The organism is Lentzea sp. HUAS TT2 (assembly GCF_051853195.1).
In the GTDB taxonomy this organism is placed as follows: Bacteria; Actinomycetota; Actinomycetes; order Mycobacteriales; family Pseudonocardiaceae; genus Lentzea.
On record NZ_CP196667.1, the window covers coordinates 5,817,559 to 5,832,989 of the forward strand.

The 15,431-nt window shown below is 68.8% G+C and carries 13 protein-coding genes and 1 riboswitch; of the genes, 7 read left to right on the forward strand and 6 right to left on the reverse strand.

What is annotated here, in order from left to right; genetic code table 11:
• Positions 1-66: 66 nt before the first annotated feature.
• Positions 67-1,386, forward strand: a complete 1,320-nt coding sequence (locus ACSHWB_RS28400) for a serine/threonine-protein kinase (protein WP_439664678.1) — start codon at positions 67-69, stop codon at positions 1,384-1,386.
• On the opposite strand, the gene ACSHWB_RS28405 is transcribed toward ACSHWB_RS28400, so the two are convergent.
• Together ACSHWB_RS28405 and ACSHWB_RS28410 are read right to left on the reverse strand one after the other, a co-directional pair.
• A complete protein-coding gene (locus ACSHWB_RS28405; protein WP_439656346.1) occupies positions 1,371-2,228 on the reverse strand; it encodes a hypothetical protein in 858 nt (285 codons plus the stop codon). The two genes, ACSHWB_RS28400 and ACSHWB_RS28405, sit on opposite strands and share 16 nt — an antisense overlap.
• Positions 2,221-2,712 (reverse strand): RNA polymerase sigma factor, encoded by a 492-nt coding sequence (locus ACSHWB_RS28410; protein WP_439664679.1) that lies wholly within the window; start codon positions 2,710-2,712, stop codon positions 2,221-2,223. The genes ACSHWB_RS28405 and ACSHWB_RS28410 overlap by 8 nt, the downstream gene beginning before the upstream one ends.
• Before the next feature lie 79 nt (positions 2,713-2,791).
• Here ACSHWB_RS28410 and ACSHWB_RS28415 point away from each other — a divergent pair, with 79 nt between their 5' ends.
• From ACSHWB_RS28415 to ACSHWB_RS28425, 3 genes are all read left to right on the forward strand, one after another.
• A complete protein-coding gene (locus tag ACSHWB_RS28415; RefSeq protein ID WP_439656347.1) occupies positions 2,792-3,277 on the forward strand; it encodes a GNAT family N-acetyltransferase in 486 nt (161 codons plus the stop codon).
• 34 nt (positions 3,278-3,311) lie between these two features.
• Positions 3,312-4,604, forward strand: coding sequence for a beta-propeller fold lactonase family protein (locus ACSHWB_RS28420; protein ID WP_439656348.1), 1,293 nt, complete (start codon positions 3,312-3,314; stop codon positions 4,602-4,604).
• Between the two features lie 131 nt (positions 4,605-4,735).
• A complete protein-coding gene (locus ACSHWB_RS28425) occupies positions 4,736-7,240 on the forward strand; it encodes a glycoside hydrolase family 97 catalytic domain-containing protein (protein ID WP_439656349.1) in 2,505 nt (834 codons plus the stop codon).
• Here ACSHWB_RS28425 and ACSHWB_RS28430 read toward each other — a convergent pair.
• Complete coding sequence (locus tag ACSHWB_RS28430; RefSeq protein WP_439656350.1) at positions 7,237-7,425, reverse strand: MbtH family protein; 189 nt, start codon at positions 7,423-7,425, stop codon at positions 7,237-7,239. The genes ACSHWB_RS28425 and ACSHWB_RS28430 overlap by 4 nt on opposite strands.
• Positions 7,426-7,536: 111 nt before the next feature.
• Between ACSHWB_RS28430 and idi the strand changes: the two genes are divergently transcribed.
• Positions 7,537-8,121, forward strand: a complete 585-nt coding sequence (gene idi, locus ACSHWB_RS28435) for an isopentenyl-diphosphate Delta-isomerase (RefSeq protein ID WP_439664680.1) — start codon at positions 7,537-7,539, stop codon at positions 8,119-8,121.
• On the opposite strand, the gene ACSHWB_RS28440 is transcribed toward idi, so the two are convergent.
• The 3 genes from ACSHWB_RS28440 to ACSHWB_RS28450 all read right to left on the reverse strand — a co-directional run bounded on the left by ACSHWB_RS28440 (position 8,107) and on the right by ACSHWB_RS28450 (position 13,731).
• Positions 8,107-9,150: a ribonucleotide-diphosphate reductase subunit beta gene (locus ACSHWB_RS28440; RefSeq protein WP_439656351.1), complete on the reverse strand. Its 1,044-nt coding sequence runs from the start codon at positions 9,148-9,150 to the stop codon at positions 8,107-8,109. The two genes, idi and ACSHWB_RS28440, sit on opposite strands and share 15 nt — an antisense overlap.
• Positions 9,150-12,638: a ribonucleoside-diphosphate reductase subunit alpha gene (locus ACSHWB_RS28445; RefSeq protein ID WP_439656352.1), complete on the reverse strand. Its 3,489-nt coding sequence runs from the start codon at positions 12,636-12,638 to the stop codon at positions 9,150-9,152. Before ACSHWB_RS28445 ends, ACSHWB_RS28440 begins: the two co-directional genes overlap by 1 nt.
• A 106-nt stretch (positions 12,639-12,744) precedes the next feature.
• Positions 12,745-12,955, reverse strand: a riboswitch (cobalamin riboswitch).
• 197 nt (positions 12,956-13,152) lie between these two features.
• Positions 13,153-13,731, reverse strand: a complete 579-nt coding sequence (locus ACSHWB_RS28450; protein WP_439656353.1) for a LysE/ArgO family amino acid transporter — start codon at positions 13,729-13,731, stop codon at positions 13,153-13,155.
• 69 nt (positions 13,732-13,800) lie between these two features.
• Between ACSHWB_RS28450 and ACSHWB_RS28455 the strand changes: the two genes are divergently transcribed.
• Together ACSHWB_RS28455 and ACSHWB_RS28460 are read left to right on the forward strand one after the other, a co-directional pair.
• The gene (locus ACSHWB_RS28455) at positions 13,801-14,661 is read left to right on the forward strand and encodes a LysR family transcriptional regulator ArgP (RefSeq protein WP_439664681.1); all 861 of its coding nucleotides are present in this window, start codon (positions 13,801-13,803) and stop codon (positions 14,659-14,661) included.
• A gap of 10 nt (positions 14,662-14,671) precedes the next feature.
• Entirely contained in the window at positions 14,672-15,415 is a 744-nt protein-coding gene (locus ACSHWB_RS28460; RefSeq protein ID WP_439656354.1) for an SDR family NAD(P)-dependent oxidoreductase, read from the forward strand.
• The last annotated feature ends 16 nt before the right edge of the window (positions 15,416-15,431 follow it).

A 15,431-nucleotide genomic window follows, 5' to 3' on the forward strand; every position in this document is an offset into this window, starting at 1 on the left:
CGATACGTAGATCTACTCAGATGTGAGGTTTCGGCCCGAGTTCCCGCTACCCTCGATCCGGTGAAGGTGGACCAACCACAACGCATTGGGGACTACCTGCTCTTGGGCAGGCTTGGTCGTGGTGCCATGGGAACGGTCTACCTGGGACAAGGCAGCGACGGACGCCAGGTGGCGGTCAAGGTCGCCCGCGCCGAGCTCGCCGACGACCCGCGCTTCCGCGAGCGCTTCCGCCGCGAGGTGCAGATGGCCCGTGCGGTCGGCAGCGCCGGCACGGCGGCCGTGGTGGACGCCGACACGCGCGCGCCCCGGCCGTGGATGGCCACGGAGTACGTGCCCGGCCCGACGCTGCAGGAGGCCATCGAACGGCACGGTCCGTTGCCGGAGCACCATTTGAGACGCCTCGCCGAAGGTCTGGCCGAGGCGCTCACCGCGATCCACCGGGCAGGCCTGGTCCACCGCGACCTCAAGCCGTCCAACGTGCTGCTGGGCGCCGACGGACCCCGCGTCATCGACTTCGGCATCTCGCGCGCGATGGAGCACACCGCGCTGACCGAGACCGGCATGGTCTTCGGCACGCCCGGCTTCCTCTCTCCGGAGCAGATCACCGGCCAGGAGGTCGCCTCCCCGAGCGACGTGTTCGCCCTCGGCGCCGTGCTGGTCTACGCGGCGACGGGCAAGGGCCCGTTCGGCGAGGGCCCGACGGCCACGCTGCTCTACAAGGCCGCGCACGGCGAGCCGGACATCGACGGTGTGCCCAAGCCGCTGCGGCCGCTGGTGCAGAAGTGCATGCACCGCGACCCTGCCAAGCGCCCGGAGCCGGCCGAGGTGACGCGCCTGCTCTCCCAGGTCGTGACGCCGAAGGCGCCGACCAGCAAGATGCCCGCGCCGATGACACCCGCCGCGGCGACGTTCTCGACGTCGCGGTTCGTGCCGATGGCGTGGGGCGGGCTGAACCTCGCCGTGGCCCTGCTCGCCGCCGCGATCGCCGACCCGGCCGCGCAGGCCAACGGCGCCACGCAGCTGCTGGCCCTGGCCGCGTTCTGCGTGCTCGTCGTGCGCGCGGTGCGGTACTTCAGCGCCGCCGCCCGCCGCAAGGTCGTCATCGAGATCAGCCGCGAGGGCATCGCCACGACGCGCAACGGCAAGTTCCACCAGTACTGGTGGTACGAGCTCGCGCGGGTGCGCGTCGTGCCGCACAAGAAACGGCCGTGGGTCGTCGTCTGGCTGAAGGACCCGGCACCGCGCCGGTTCTTCGGCGCGCACCACGGCGGCGTGCGGGTGTTCCCGATCGCCCACGAGCGCACCAGGCGGCGGCGCGAGCGCGATGTCGCCGAGCTGCGCGCCGCCCTGGCCTGGTACCTGCCGCGGTCCTACGACGGGCGCTGATCGGTCCACTCGTAGGTGACCGTGACGCTCAACGCCAGCGTGCCGTCGGGCAGCCTGGTGTCGACCGGTGCGACCACGTCCATGCCGGTCACCTCACCCGTGGCGGGATCGACCCTGAACACCCACCGGCTGCCTTCGGCGAACACCTTCCCGTTGTCCCAGCGGATCGCGGGGCCTTCGGCGAGCCTGCGGTAGAGCCCGGCCTTCTCCTCGGTGGTGGTGAACGGCGAGAGCATCGCCTGCGCCGCTGCCTCCAGCTTGTCCCTGTCGTCGACGGGCAACGGCTTCGAGATGGTCTCCTCCTGGCACGGCGTGGCCGCGCAGAACGAGTTCCACAGGATCGTGCCGCTGGACCGCTCCTCGATGTCCTCGATCGGTCGCTGCGGACCGGTGACCGCCCGGTGCTCGCCGGTGAACCTGCGGTAGATCACCACCATCTCGCCCGGTGCGGTGGGCAGCCACACGTCGTACTCGTACTTGACCGAGGTCGCGTCGAACGGCCCCTCCGCGTGGGTGACGAGCTGCCAGAGCTGGTACTTGACGTGCCGGTACCTCCTGGTCGGCTGCTCCGCCACCTCCAGCAGCGTCGCGGCCTCCGCCAAGGAGGCCGCGGGCTTCACCGGCATGGTCGCGGGCGCGTCCCGGGAGACCGGCCGCAGCAGCACCACCAGCCCGGTGATCATCACCACCGCGACGGCCGCGGCCGCGATGCCCACCCAGCGCCGCGAACGGCGTTGCGGCTTCTCGGCGAAGAGCTGCTCGCGCAACCGGGCCAGCCGCGCGTCGTCTCCGCCGCGCACCGCGTACAGCTCGGCGAGGTCGTCGTCCAGCACGTCACGCATGTTCCACTTCCTTCAGCTTCGCGCGCAGGCGGTGCAGACGGGACCGGGCGGTGCCGGGGTTGAGGTCGAGGGCTTCCGCCGCCTCCTGCACGGACAGGCCGGCCAGCGACACGAGCAGCACCAGGTCGCGGTCGGGCTGGGACATCCGGCCCAGCTCGCGGGCGATGCGGCGCAGGTGCGCGCGGGAGTCGATGCGGGTGACCACCGTGTGCTCCAGCGACTCGGCCACAGCCAGGTCGACGCCGTACCGTTCGGCGGTGCGCAACAGGCGGGTCTCGCGTTTGGCGTGGCCGCGCAACAGGTTCGTCGCGATGCCGTACAGCCAGCCGACGACACTGCCCCTCTCCGGGTCGTAGCCCTCCTCGCCGCGCATGGCGGCGAGGAAAGTCTCGCTGACCAGGTCGTCAGCCACGTCGACGCCCACCCGCCGCGCCAGATATCGGTGCAGCGGATGGGCGTGCTCGTCGAACAGCTCCGCGAACATCACGCCCCCAGTTGGCTTCTCGCGGCACGGGTGTTGCAGTGATCTGAATCACAGTGGACGGGCTTTCGATGATGGTCCCATGACCAACTGGACCGTGACGGCCACCGACGCCGCGCGTTCGCCGCTCAACCGCGAGTACAACGCCGAGATGATCAGCCGCTACTGGGGGCGGCCGACGAACGACGCCGAGATCGACGCCTACGAGCGCGACGAGCAGGACCACGACGTGCCGGTGTTCCTCGTCGTGGCGCGCGATGGCAACGATGTCGGCTGTCTGGGCATGCGCTTCCTGGACAACGGTGTCGGTGAGCTGACGCGGATGTTCGTGCGCACGCAGTTCCGCGGACAGGGTGCCGCGTCGGCGTTGCTCGTGGCGATGGAGGCCGAAGCGATCAAGCGCGGCATCACGACGTTGCGGCTCGACACGCGCAAAGATCTCGTGGAGGCGCGGACGCTGTACGCCAAGCACGGGTTCGTGGAGATTGCTCCGTACAACGCAGCCGAGTACTCCGACCACTGGTTCGAGAAGAGGCTAACGTCCGCTCATCCGGTCGCGATGTCCTGAAGGGTCGGGATGACTCGCGCAGGAGGCAATGAAAATGCGGTTGCGTCCACTGGTGATGGCTGCTGCCGTCACCACGGCACTGGTGGTGACCCCGGCCTCGGCGGCTCCCGCCGGCCGGGTGCTCGGATACGTCGCCAACAACGGCGGCGGGGTGTCGGTGATCGACACGGCCACGAACGCGGTGTCCACGACGATCGCTGACAGCAACGGAAACTCGCCTTACATGGCAGCGGTCGCGTTCGACGGGACGCGCGGCTACGTGACGAACTCCGCGCAGAACACGCTGACAGTCATCGACACGCCGACCAACACGGTCGACAAGTCCATTCCCGTCGGGTCCCACCCGGCGGGCGTCGCGGTCGCCCCCGGTGGCGGCTTCGTCTACGTCACCAACTACGGGGACGGCACGGTGTCCGTGGTCGACACGGCCACGCTGACGGTCACCGCGACCGTCACGGTCGGCTCGAACGCCGACGGCGTCGTCGTCACGAAGGACGGCAAGTCCGTCTACGTCACGCACGACCTTCCCGGTCCGGGCAAGGTCTCGGTCATCGACACGACGTCCAACACCGTCGTCGCCACGATCGCCGTCGGCAACGCGGCGACCGCCATCGCGGCGTCGGCGGACGGCACGCGGATGTACGTGGTGAACAAGGGTTCGGACAGCGTCTCCGCCATCGACGTGGCCTCGCGCACCGTCGTCGGCACCGCGGCCGTCGGCTTCACGCCGCACGGCATCGCGCTGACGCCCAACGGAACCCGCGCGTACGTGACGAACAGCGAGTTCGACTCGGTGTCCGTCGTCGACCTCACGTCGATGACGGAACTGCAGAAGATCTTCGTCGGCGACCGCCCGATCAGCGTGGCCCTCACGCCGGACGGTGCCTCGGCGTACGTCACGAACTACAACAGCAACTCGGTGTCGGTCATCGACACGGCGTCCAACACGGTCACCAGCACCATCGCCGTGGGCCAGCGCCCGGTGGGCGTCGCGATCAACTTCGTGCCACCCGCCGCGTCGAAGCTCGTGTCCGGCTCCGCCCAGCTGCAGTTGCGGCTCCTCGGGTTCACGGTCCGCTCGCTCGACGCGACGCTGACCGACAAGCACACCGGGGCGCCGATCGCCGGCCAGACGGTCGTCTTCCGCACGGTGAAGGGCAGCCCGCTCTGCACCGCGACGACCGGCTCGTCCGGCAAGGCCACCTGCGACGCGAACGTGCCGTTGCTGGTCGGCCTGTCCACCCTGCTGCAGGGCTTCACGGCCTCGTACGCGGGCAACAACGAGCACGGTGGCGCCTCTTCGCACGGGCACATCACCCTGCTCTGAGCACTGCTAGTCAATAGTTGTCATGGTTGTTACATCCCTTGACTCGGACGAAATGCCCGGCATAGCGTCCGGGTCGAGGGATGTACCTCCGGTGACCGCCGCCCCGGTTCACGAGGGGAGTGTCCGTGGCGGTGAGTGCGCTTGCTGTGGTCGCGCTGGCGTTGGGGCTGGTCGTGCCGCCCGCACAGGCGGGTGTTGAGGGACCTCGGGCCGTCGTGGCCGTCTCCGGCGGCGCCGTCACCCTGGCGGTGACGCATCGGGGCAGGACCGTTCTGCGGCCGTCGCCGGTCGGGATCACGACCGAGCGCGCCGACTTCTCCACAGGACTTTCCCTGACCGGCAAGTCACGCCGGGCGATCTTCGAGCGCTACCGCACGACGTCCGGCAAGAAGCGGGACCGGGTCGTGCGCGCCACCGAGACGACCTATCGGTTCACGTCCGCTGGTGGTGTTCTCCGCCTTGTCGTGCGCGAATCTCCTGACGGTGTCGCGTACCGCTACGAGTTGCCTTCTGGTGTCGGCGCGGTGACCGGTGAGGCCTCCGCCTTTGTGCTGCCGGAGGATTCGGTGGCGTGGCTCGCGAAGTACCGGCGGGACTACGAGAACCCGTTCCTGCGGACGACCGCAGGGGGCGCCGAGCAGGCCGAGTACATGCATCCGGCGCTGTTCCAGGTCGGCGGCTCCTACGCGTTGATCACCGAGTCCGATGTGGACGGACGGTACTCCGGCGGACGTCTCGTGCACGCCGGTGGCGGCCGGTACCAGGTCAAGCTGTGGGACCCGGTCGTCGCGGTGTCCGGTGCGCTGAAGACGCCGTGGCGCACGATGATCGTGGGCTCGTTGGCCACGGTGGTCGAGTCGACGCTGGTGGACGACCTCGCGCCGCCTTCCCGAGTGCGCGACACGTCGTGGATCAAACCCGGCCCCGCGGTGTGGTCGTGGCTCGCCGGTGGCCGTTCCGTGCAGCAGGACCTGGTGCGGCAGAAGGAGTTCGTGGACTACGCGGCCGCGCGCGGCTGGCCGTACGTCGTGGTCGACGCCGGGTGGTACGACGACCCGAACTGGCGTCAGACCAGCTTCATCCCGGAGCTCGTCCGGTACGCGTCGGCGCGGGGCGTCGGCATCCACACGTGGGTGCGGTTCAGCAGCGTCGACACTCCCGAGAAGCGCGCGGACTACCTGCCGTGGCTGCACCGCTGGGGAGTGCGGGGCCTGAAGATCGACTTCATGGACTCCGACGGCCAGGAGCGCTACCGCTGGTACGACGAGATCCTGCCCGAGACCGCCCGCCTGCACTTCCTGGTCAACTTCCACGGAGCCACGCTGCCGCACGGCATCCACCGCACCTGGCCGCACGTCATGACGACCGAGGCCGTGCACGGCGCGGAGAAGTCCAGCGGTCTCACCACCTCCCACCTGACCGCGTTGCCGTTCACCCGCAACGTCGTGGGAGGAATGGACTACACGCCCGGCGGTTTCCACCGCACCCGTGCCAACACCGACGGCTCCGAGCTGGCGTTGTCTGTGCTGTACGAGTCGGGCGTGCAGAACCTGGCCGGGCGCCCGGACTCCTACGACGCCCGTCCGCTCGCGCGCTGGTTCCTGGAGCAGGCGCCGGCGGCGTGGGACGAGACCCGGTTGCTGTCCGGGCAGCCGGGCGAGAGCGTGGTGATGGCACGGCGTTCGGGTGACCGGTGGTTCGTCGGCGGGGCGGTGGCGGGGGAGGCCCGCGTGCTGGACCTGCCCGCCCTGGGAGCCGGCCGGTGGCTGGTCGAGGTCGTGCGCGACGGAACTGCCGGGCTGGTCAAGGAAAGCGTGGTGAGCTCGGCGAAGCTGACGATCCCGGTGGCTCGCGACGGCGGGTTCGTCGCGCTGGTCTGCCGTCCTTCGCGCGACACCTGCGCACGGCCCACCGGTGGCGTGCCGTCGACTTCCGTTGCTGTCACGCCTGCACAGGTGTCCGTGCAGCCGGGACAGTCGTTCGAGATGAGCGGCACGGTCACCAACACCTCGGACCGGCCCTTGTACGGCGTGACCTTCGCGCCGCGCGTGCCGTCCGGGTGGACTGTTTCGTCCGCGCTGTCGGCTTTCCGGGTCGCGCCGGGGGAGTCGTTGACCGGCCGGTGGACCGTGCGGGTCGGCGCGAATCCTGTTGTGGGACTGACGGACGTGCCGTTGGTGGCGCGGTTCTCCGGTGTGGAGGCCGAGAAGGCGACGCGCGCCCACGTCTGGAAACCCCTGCCCGCCGGGGTCTCGTACGTCGCCGGCACCGACCTCTCCGTCGAGGGCAGGACGTTGACCACCGGCGGAGTGCGGTTCGGCAAGGGCATCGGGACGACACCCGCGGATGTCCCCTTCGAACTCGGCACGTGCTCCCGGTTCGACGCGACGGTCGGCGTCGACGACGAGGTCGACGGCAGGGTGGACCGCGCGGCCGGCGGCGGCACGGTGACGTTCGAGGTGCTGGGCGACGGCCGCGTGCTGCACGCGAGCCCGCTGCGCCGGTCCGTCGACCCGGCGCTGCCCGTCAGCGTTGATGTCGGTGGGGTGAAAGCGTTGACGCTGCGCGTGACCGACGGCGGTGACGGCACGGGCCTCGACCACGCTGTGTGGGGCGACGCGCGGCTGACCTGCTAGGCAGCCAGGGGAAGGTCGCCGCGGAGAGCCTGGACGTAGTCCTCGCAGGACTGGCGGCAGGCGACTCCGTGGACGACCTGCCACCCTGCGGGTACCTGCAGCACCGCGGGCCAGATCGAGTACTGGCCCGCCGGGCTGACCAGCACCAGGAACATGGTGTGAGCCTGAGCGAACGGGGAAGTCATGCCCCCAGGGTGACCTGCGACACCTATGGTCCGGCTATCTCTACGCTCAAGCTCACTCGTCCGCGTGGTTCCCGATCTTGGCCCGCGTGTGATTACGTGGTGCCCGTGACTGTGGAACAGGTGGTCCTCCTGGCCGAGGACGGTTCGGCCATCGGCGTCGAGGACAAGGCAGTGGTGCACCACGCGAGCACACCGCTGCACCTGGCGTTCTCCAGCTACGTCTTCGACTCGGCCGGCAACACGATCCTCACCCGCCGCGCGCTGCACAAGAGGACCTTCCCCGGCCTGTGGACCAACACCTGCTGCGGCCACCCGCTGCCGGAGGAGGACATGGCCCAGGCCGTGCTCCGCCGCCTGCGCGACGAGCTCGGCATGAAGGTCTCCGAACCCGAGCTGCTCCTGCCCGCCTTCCGCTACCGCGCCGAGATGGACGGTGTCGTCGAGAACGAGATGTGCCCGGTGTTCCGCGTGCTCTCCGACGACGAGCCGGACCCGAACCCCGACGAGGTCGACTCGACCGAACGGGTGGCGTGGGCCGACTTCGCCGCCGGGGTCCTCGACGGCACGCGCGAGATCTCGCCGTGGTCGCGGCTGCAGGTCGCGCAGCTCGTGAAGCTCGGGCCCGATCCGCTGGCGTGGCCGGTGGCGGACCGGGCCGGGCTCCCAAAGGCCGCGGTGCTGTCACCACTCCAGTGAGCCACCGTTCTGGTACTCGATGACACGGGTCTCGAAGAAGTTCTTCTCCTTCTTCAGATCCATCATCTCCGACATCCACGGGAACGGGTTCTCCGTCGGCTCCCACACCGGCTCCAGGCCGAGCTGCACGCAGCGGCGGTTCGTGATGAACCGCATGTACTGCTCGCACAGCTCGGCGTTGAGGCCCAGGATGCCGTTCGGCATGGTGTCGCGGCCGTACGCGATCTCCAGCTCGCAGCCCTCGGCGAGCATGGTCCGCACCTCCTTCTGGAACACCTCGTCCCACAGGTGCGGGTTCTCGATCTTGATCTGGTTGATCGCGTCGATGCCGAAGTTCAGGTGGATCGACTCGTCGCGCAGGATGTACTGGTACTGCTCGGCGATGCCGACCATCTTGTTGCGGCGGCCCAGCGACAGGATCTGCGCGAACCCGGTGTAGAACCACATGCCCTCGAAGACCACGTAGAACGCGATGAGGTCCTTGAGGAACGCCTGGTCCATCTCCGGCGTGCCGGTCTTGAACTCCGGGTTCTCGAGGTGCTGGGTGAACTGCAGCGCCCACGCCGCCTTGTCCGTGATGGACGGGATCTCGCGGTACATGTTGAACAGCTCGCCGTCGTCGAGACCGAGCGACTCGCAGATGTACTGGAACGTGTGGGTGTGCACGGCCTCCTCGAAGGCCTGGCGCAGCAGGTACTGGCGGCACTCGGGGTTCGTCAGGTGCCGGTACACCGCGAGCACGATGTTGTTGGCCACCAACGACTCCGACGTGGCGAAGAAGCCGAGGTTGCGCTTGATCATCAGGCGCTCGTCGTCGGTCAGCCCGTCCTTCGACTTCCACAGGCCGATGTCCGCCTGCATGGACACCTCGGTCGGCATCCACGCGTTGTTGCAGCCGGCCAGGTACTTGTCCCACGCCCAGTGGTACTTGAGCGGCAGCAGCTGGTTGACGTCGGCGCGGCAGTTGATCATCGCCTTGTCGTCGACGGAGACGCGGGCGGCACCGACGTCGATCAGGTTCTCGGTCATTACTGGCACGCCTCGCAGTCGGGGTCGGTGATGGAGCAGTTAGGGTCAACGGACACGGGCGAGACGGCGTTGAGCTTGCCGTCGGTGCCCTGCAACGTGGACTTCTCCACGTGCGTGGCGCTCTGCGTGCGCAGGTAGTACGTGGTCTTCAGACCGCGCAACCACGCCAGCTGGTAGAGCTCGTCGAGCTTGCGCCCGCTCGGCGCCGCCAGGTACAGGTTCAGCGACTGCGCCTGGTCGATCCACTTCTGCCGGCGCGAGCCAGCCTCGATCAGCCACGAGCTGTCGACCTCGAACGCGGTGGCGTACAGGGCCTTCAGGTACGGCGGCACCCGGTCGATCGCGCCGAGGCTGCCGTCGTGCAGCTTCAGGTCCGAGATCATCTGCTCGTCCCACAGCTTGCGCTGCTTGAGCGCGCGCACCAGGTCGGGGTTGATCACGGTGAAGTCGCCGGACATGTTCGACTTCACGTACAGGTTGCGGTACAGGGGCTCGATCGACTGGTTCACACCGGTGATGTTCGCGATGGTCGCGGTCGGCGCGATCGCCATGACGTTCGAGTTCCGCATGCCGCGCTTGACCTGTTCGCGGACCGGCGCCCAGTCCAGAGTGGACGAGCGGTCGACCTCCAGCTCACCGTCGGCGCGCGTCGCGGCCAGGATCTCCAGCGAGTCCACCGGCAGGATGCCGCGCGACCACAACGACCCCTCGAACGACTGGTACGCACCACGTTCCTGCGCCAGCTCGGCGCTCGCGGAGATCGCGTAGTAGCTGATCTCCTCCATGGAACGGTCGGCGAACTCGACGGCCTCCTTCGACGCCATCGGCGTGCCGAGCGCGAACAGCGCGTCCTGGAACCCCATCAGCCCCAGGCCGACCGGCCGGTGCTTCAGGTTCGAGTTCCGCGCCTCGGTGATCGTGTAGTAGTTCACGTCGATCACGTTGTCGAGCATGCGGACCGCGGTGCGCACGGTCTTCTCGAGCCGCGCGTGGTCGATGCCCTCGGCCGTGACGTGCTGCGCGAGGTTGACGCTGCCGAGGTTGCAGACCGCGACCTCGTCGATCGTGGTGTTCAGCGTGATCTCGGTGCACAGGTTCGACGAGTGCACGACCCCGCTGTGCTGCTGCGGCGACCGCAGGTTGCACGGGTCCTTGAACGTGATCCACGGATGACCGGTCTCGAACAGCATGGTCAGCATGCGCCGCCACAGGTCAACGGCCTGCACACGGCGGAAGACCTTGATCTCGCCGTTGTCGGCCATCGCCTCGTACGCGCGGTACTTCTCCGCGAACGCGTCCCCGAACGCGTCGTGCAGGTCCGGCACCTCGTCGGGGGAGAACAGCGTCCACTGGCCGTTCGCGCGGACCCGGCGCACGAACTCGTCCGGCACCCAGTTCGCGGTGTTCATGTCGTGGGTGCGGCGGCGTTCGTCGCCGGTGTTCTTGCGCAGGTCGAGGAACTCCTCGACGTCGATGTGCCAGGTCTCCAGGTAGGCGCAGACAGCGCCCTTGCGCTTGCCGCCGTTGTGGGCGAGGCCGGCGGTGGTCATGTAGGACTCGTCGGTCTCGACCTTGAGGTCGAACACCTCCGGGACGACCTCGGTCTCCCGCACCTCCCGGACGCGCGAGAACACCATGTCCGCGTGCTCGACCCAGTTGTGCTTGGTGATCGGGCGGCAGCCGACGAGCTCGGCGATGCCTTCGACGGCGGGGACCCTGATGTCGAACGCCTTCACGACGCCGGAGAAGGAGATCTCCGTGCCGTCCGAGCGGGTGCCGGTGTGGTTCTGCTCGCGTTCGCGGTACTGCCCAGCGGAGGGAACTCCGAGACGCAGCAACTGATAGCGGACACCTGCGGCGAGCGCGGAGGACGTCGTGGTGAAGTAGACCTCGACACCACGGGACACGCCACCATCGGTCTCCAGCAGACCCTGCAACAACTTCCGAGTCTGCGCGTGCGGAAGGTGGGAGAACCTCCGGGAGATCCGCTTCTTGCGGTCGCCGTCGTAGAGATCCTCGTGGGTGAACGGAAGCGTGGGGTCGCCCGCGCCGGTGATGCGGTCCGTCTCGGCGTCACGCCGGACGCCACGTCCAGAAGCCCAGTGGATCTGGAGGTAGGTGTCGTCGCGCCCGCTCTCCCAGAAGTGGATGCCGCGCGTGGACAGGTACTCACGCACGAAGTCCAGGTGCACGTCCAGCTCGGGGTTGCCGGAGACACCCCACTGCATGCCGTCCTTCGACAGGTGCCCGTCACCCAGCAGGATCCCGTACAGCCGCGCGTCGTCCTCGCCGAGGCCGGGGACGGGCACGATCTCCTTGGGGATCACCTGGGCGACGTAGTCACCCTTCTCCAGCTGACCGGCGTCCACCCACTCCGGGCGCACCTTGTCGTTGGCGAGCCACTTGAGGGTGCGGGCGTTCTCCTGGCCGAGCGGCACGCCCTTGATGGCGTAGAACGGGTGCCCCGCGGTGACCTTGAGCGTCTCGACGGAGTGCTTGACCTTGACCTCGACCATCGGGTCGACCTGGTCGTAGAGCATGACGCCGGTGACCTCGCGGTAGTTGCCGCTGACACCGAGCACCAGGTCGCCGACCCGGATGTCCTTGATCGCCTTGGCGCCGTCGGCGGTGTAGACACCGGTCTCCGGTGCGAAGCACTGGTTCACGGCCACCGCGGTGTCGTTCGCGATCTTGAGGAACGGCACGACCCCCTGCGACCGCCCGTTGGTCCCCTTGATGTGCGCACCGATGCCGCGGACCGGGGTCCAGTCGTTGCCGAGCCCACCGGCGAACTTGCTGAGCAGCGCGTTGTTGCTGATGCCGTGGAAGATCCCGGCCAGGTCGTCGTCGACCGTGGTGAGGAAGCACGACGACAGCTGCGGGCGCGTGGTGCCCGAGTTGAACAGCGTCGGCGTCGAGCACATGAAGTCGAACGACGAGAGCAGCTCGTAGAACTCGATGGCGCGGGCGTCGCGGTCGTCCTCCTGCAGGGCGAGGCCCATGGCCACGCGCATGAAGAACGCCTGCGGCAGCTCGTAGCGGCGGTCGTCGTGGTGCAGGAAGTAGCGGTCGTACAGGGTCTGCATGCCCAGGAACTGGAAGTTCAGGTCGCGGGACGCGTCGAGGGCGGCGCCCAGGCGGGCCAGGTCGAAGTCGGCCAGGCGCGGGTCGAGCTGGCCGAACTCGATGCCGTAGCGCACGAACTGCGCGAAGTACGCGGGGTAGCGCTCGGTCATCTCGGCGTGCGACAGGGGGATGCCGCAGGCCTCGGCGCGGAGCTTGTCCAGCAGCAGCCTGGCGCTGACGTAGGAGTAGTCCGGGTCGTGCTCGACCATCGTGCGCGCGGCCATGATCGGCGCCAGCGCGAGCTCGGCGTCGGTGATGCCGTCGTAGAGGTTGCGCTTGGTCTCGGCCAGAACCGCCTCGGCCGACGCGTTGGGCAGGTCGGCGCAGGCTTCGTCGATGACCACTGAAAGGCGGTCGGGCACGCTCTCTCCTCGCGAGATCGGCCCGAGGAAACGCGTGCGCGCGCCAGCGGACACGCCGCTGGGCACACAGCCGCCCTCCCTCGGGGCACCGTGTCGTGCGCGCAGGCTTGCGCACACACCAGTGGCAGGTCTTCGGACTCGTGGGCGTACCGCGAACTCCTACCGGCCGTCGCTTCCCAGGTCGTGAGACCCAGTGCTTCGTTGACGGCTTTCGTTCCCACTTACCGCTGCGGGGCAGTCCTGGATTTTCACCAGGTTCCCTCTTGCCTCACCGGCTCGTTGAGCCAAGCCGGTGAACCACTAGCGCGGCAGATACTACATGTGGTGGTGGGGTCTGAATCGCCACCCAACATGGGCGTGTCGTGGGTTAGGGTGATCTACGTGGGTGATCTTCGGCCTCGGGTCGTCTTCGGTGCTCTGGTCAGTGCGGGGCTCGCTTCGACGTCCCTTTTCGTCGGTGCCGCGGCACCCGTGACGAGCGGCGTGCTGGCGGTGGCGGCGGTGCTCGTGATGATCATGAGCCGGCGATCAGGGTCACCCCGAGAGTGATCATCACGGCGGCGATCAGGCCGTCGAGCACCCGCCACGCGCGGGGCCTCGCGAACAGCGGGCTGAGCAGCCGGGCGCCGAAGCCGAGCGCGACGAACCACGTGATGCTGGCGGTGACCGCGCCGACGCCGAACAGCCAGCGGCCGGCCGCGATCGAGCCGAGCAGCAGGAGCGTGTCGAGGTAGACGTGCGGGTTGAGCCACGTCAGTGCGAGCGCGGTGAGGACGGGGCGGGTGCTCATGTCCGTGCCGGCGTTCAGGGCTGACGGGGCGAACGCGCGGCGTGCCGCGAGAAATCCGTACCCCAGCAGGAAGATCCCGCCCACGACCGCGGCGATCGTGATGGCCGCGGGGAACGCCTTCACGATCGCGCCGAACCCGGCGACGCCCACCGCGACCAGGATCGCGTCCGAGATCGCGCACACGGCGACGACCTGCGCGACCGCGTGGCGCCGAAGTCCCTGGCGCAGCACGAAAGCGTTCTGCGCCCCGATCGCGACGATCAGGGTCATCATGGTGCCGAAGCCGAGCAGCAGGTCAGTCACGGTGTTCACGGTATTTACGCCGCTTTGATGAGACCAGCTACAGATTCTTACGTACCATTAGTGGTCGTGATGGATCTGGATCTGGTGCGGACACTGCTCGCGGTCGTCGACGCGGGCACGTTCGACGCCGCCGCGGCCGCGTTGCACGTCACGCCTTCCGCTGTGTCGCAACGCATCAAGGCGCTGGAGCAGCGAACGGGCCGGGTGTTGTTGGTGCGTGCGCGCCCGGTGCGCCTCACCCCGTCCGGCGAGGTGATCGTCCGCTACGGTCGGCAACTGCTCGCGCTGGACCAGGACCTCGACGCGGCACTGGGCGAGGACGCCGTGGTGCGGGTGCCGATCGCGGTGAACGCGGACTCGCTCGCCACGTGGTTCCTGCCTGCCCTGCAACGGGTTCCGTCGTCGCTGAGGATCTCGTTCGACCTCCACCGCGAGGACCAGGACCACACGACGGCGTTGCTGCGGCAGGGTGTGGTGATGGCGGCGGTGACGTCCTCGCGCGAACCGGTGGCGGGCTGCTCGGTGAGCAAACTGGGGGAGATCCGTTACGCGGCAATGGCTTCGCAGTCCTACGTGGACAGATACGACCAAGGGCAGCTGAAGTCGTGGCTGCCGGACGCGCCCGTGGTCGTGTTCGACCGCAACGACGACCTGCAGGACCGTTTCGTGCGCACCCTGACCCGCGGCCGCGGAGCCTCGGAGCACCGCCACTACGTCCCGTCGTCCGAGGTGTACGTGCGGACGATCGTGGCGGGCCTCGGCTGGGGAATGGTGCCGCCGCAGCAGCTCCAGGACGGCCTGGTCGACCTCGCGCCCGGCCGCACCATCTCGGTGCCGCTGTACTGGCAGCAGTGGAAGCTCGACTCGCCGGCGCTGAACGCGGTGGCGCGCGCGGTCGCGCAAGAGGCGAGCGTCGCCCTGCGGAGTTAGCCTCGACGTCATGACCGGCGAACCGATGAACCTCAACGGGAAGACCGCAGTCATCTACGGCGGTGCGGGCAGCGTCGGCGGCGCGATCGCCGCGGCGTTCACCGGTGCCGGTGCCGACGTGCACCTGGCGGGCCGCACTGAGGCGACGCTCAAGGCGAAGGCCGAGGAGCTCGAAGCCCGGTACGCCGTCGTGGACGTGCTGGACGAGCAGGCGGTCGACCGCCACGCCGCGACGTTCGACCGGATCGACATCTCCGTCAACGTCACCACCGACAACGACGTCCAGGGCACGCCGATGGTCGAGATGAGCGTCGACGACTACCTCAGCCCCGTCGTGTCGGCGGTCAGGGGCAAGTTCCTCACCGCCCGTGCCGCGGCCCGTCACATGATCAAGCAGCAGTCGGGCGTCATCCTGTTCTTCGGCGGCTCCGGTGAGGCGTCGGCGCACCGGAGGTGGCAGCTGGGGGGCCTGCTCGCGGCGTTCGACGCGGTCGAGGCGATGCGCCGCCAGCTCGCCGCGGAGCTGGGCGGGCACGGCGTGCGGGTGGTGACGCTGCAGACCGGCGGCATCCCCGAGTCGGTGCCGGCGGAACATCGGGCGCCGATCGAGGAGGACATCGTCGGCAGCACGCTGCTCGGACGGGCGGCGACACTGCAGGACGTCGGCAGGACGGCCGTGTTCGCGGCCTCGGACTGGGGGCGCGCCATCACGGGGTCCCAGGTCAACATCACCTGCGGCGGCGTCTTCGGCTGAACCTGGTGAAAGCCTG

Excerpts from the sequence above, each read along its gene's own strand:
- ACSHWB_RS28420 (WP_439656348.1), top strand. The coding sequence starts at position 3,312 with ATGCGGTTGCGTCCACTGGTGATGGCTGCTGCCGTCACCACGGCACTG.
- ACSHWB_RS28415 (WP_439656347.1), top strand. The coding sequence starts at position 2,792 with ATGACCAACTGGACCGTGACGGCCACCGACGCCGCGCGTTCGCCGCTC.
- ACSHWB_RS28455 (WP_439664681.1), top strand. The coding sequence starts at position 13,801 with ATGGATCTGGATCTGGTGCGGACACTGCTCGCGGTCGTCGACGCGGGC.
- ACSHWB_RS28460 (WP_439656354.1), top strand. The coding sequence starts at position 14,672 with ATGACCGGCGAACCGATGAACCTCAACGGGAAGACCGCAGTCATCTAC.
- ACSHWB_RS28410 (WP_439664679.1), bottom strand. The coding sequence starts at position 2,712 with ATGTTCGCGGAGCTGTTCGACGAGCACGCCCATCCGCTGCACCGATAT.
- ACSHWB_RS28430 (WP_439656350.1), bottom strand. The coding sequence starts at position 7,425 with ATGACTTCCCCGTTCGCTCAGGCTCACACCATGTTCCTGGTGCTGGTC.
- ACSHWB_RS28405 (WP_439656346.1), bottom strand. The coding sequence starts at position 2,228 with ATGCGTGACGTGCTGGACGACGACCTCGCCGAGCTGTACGCGGTGCGC.
- ACSHWB_RS28440 (WP_439656351.1), bottom strand. The coding sequence starts at position 9,150 with ATGACCGAGAACCTGATCGACGTCGGTGCCGCCCGCGTCTCCGTCGAC.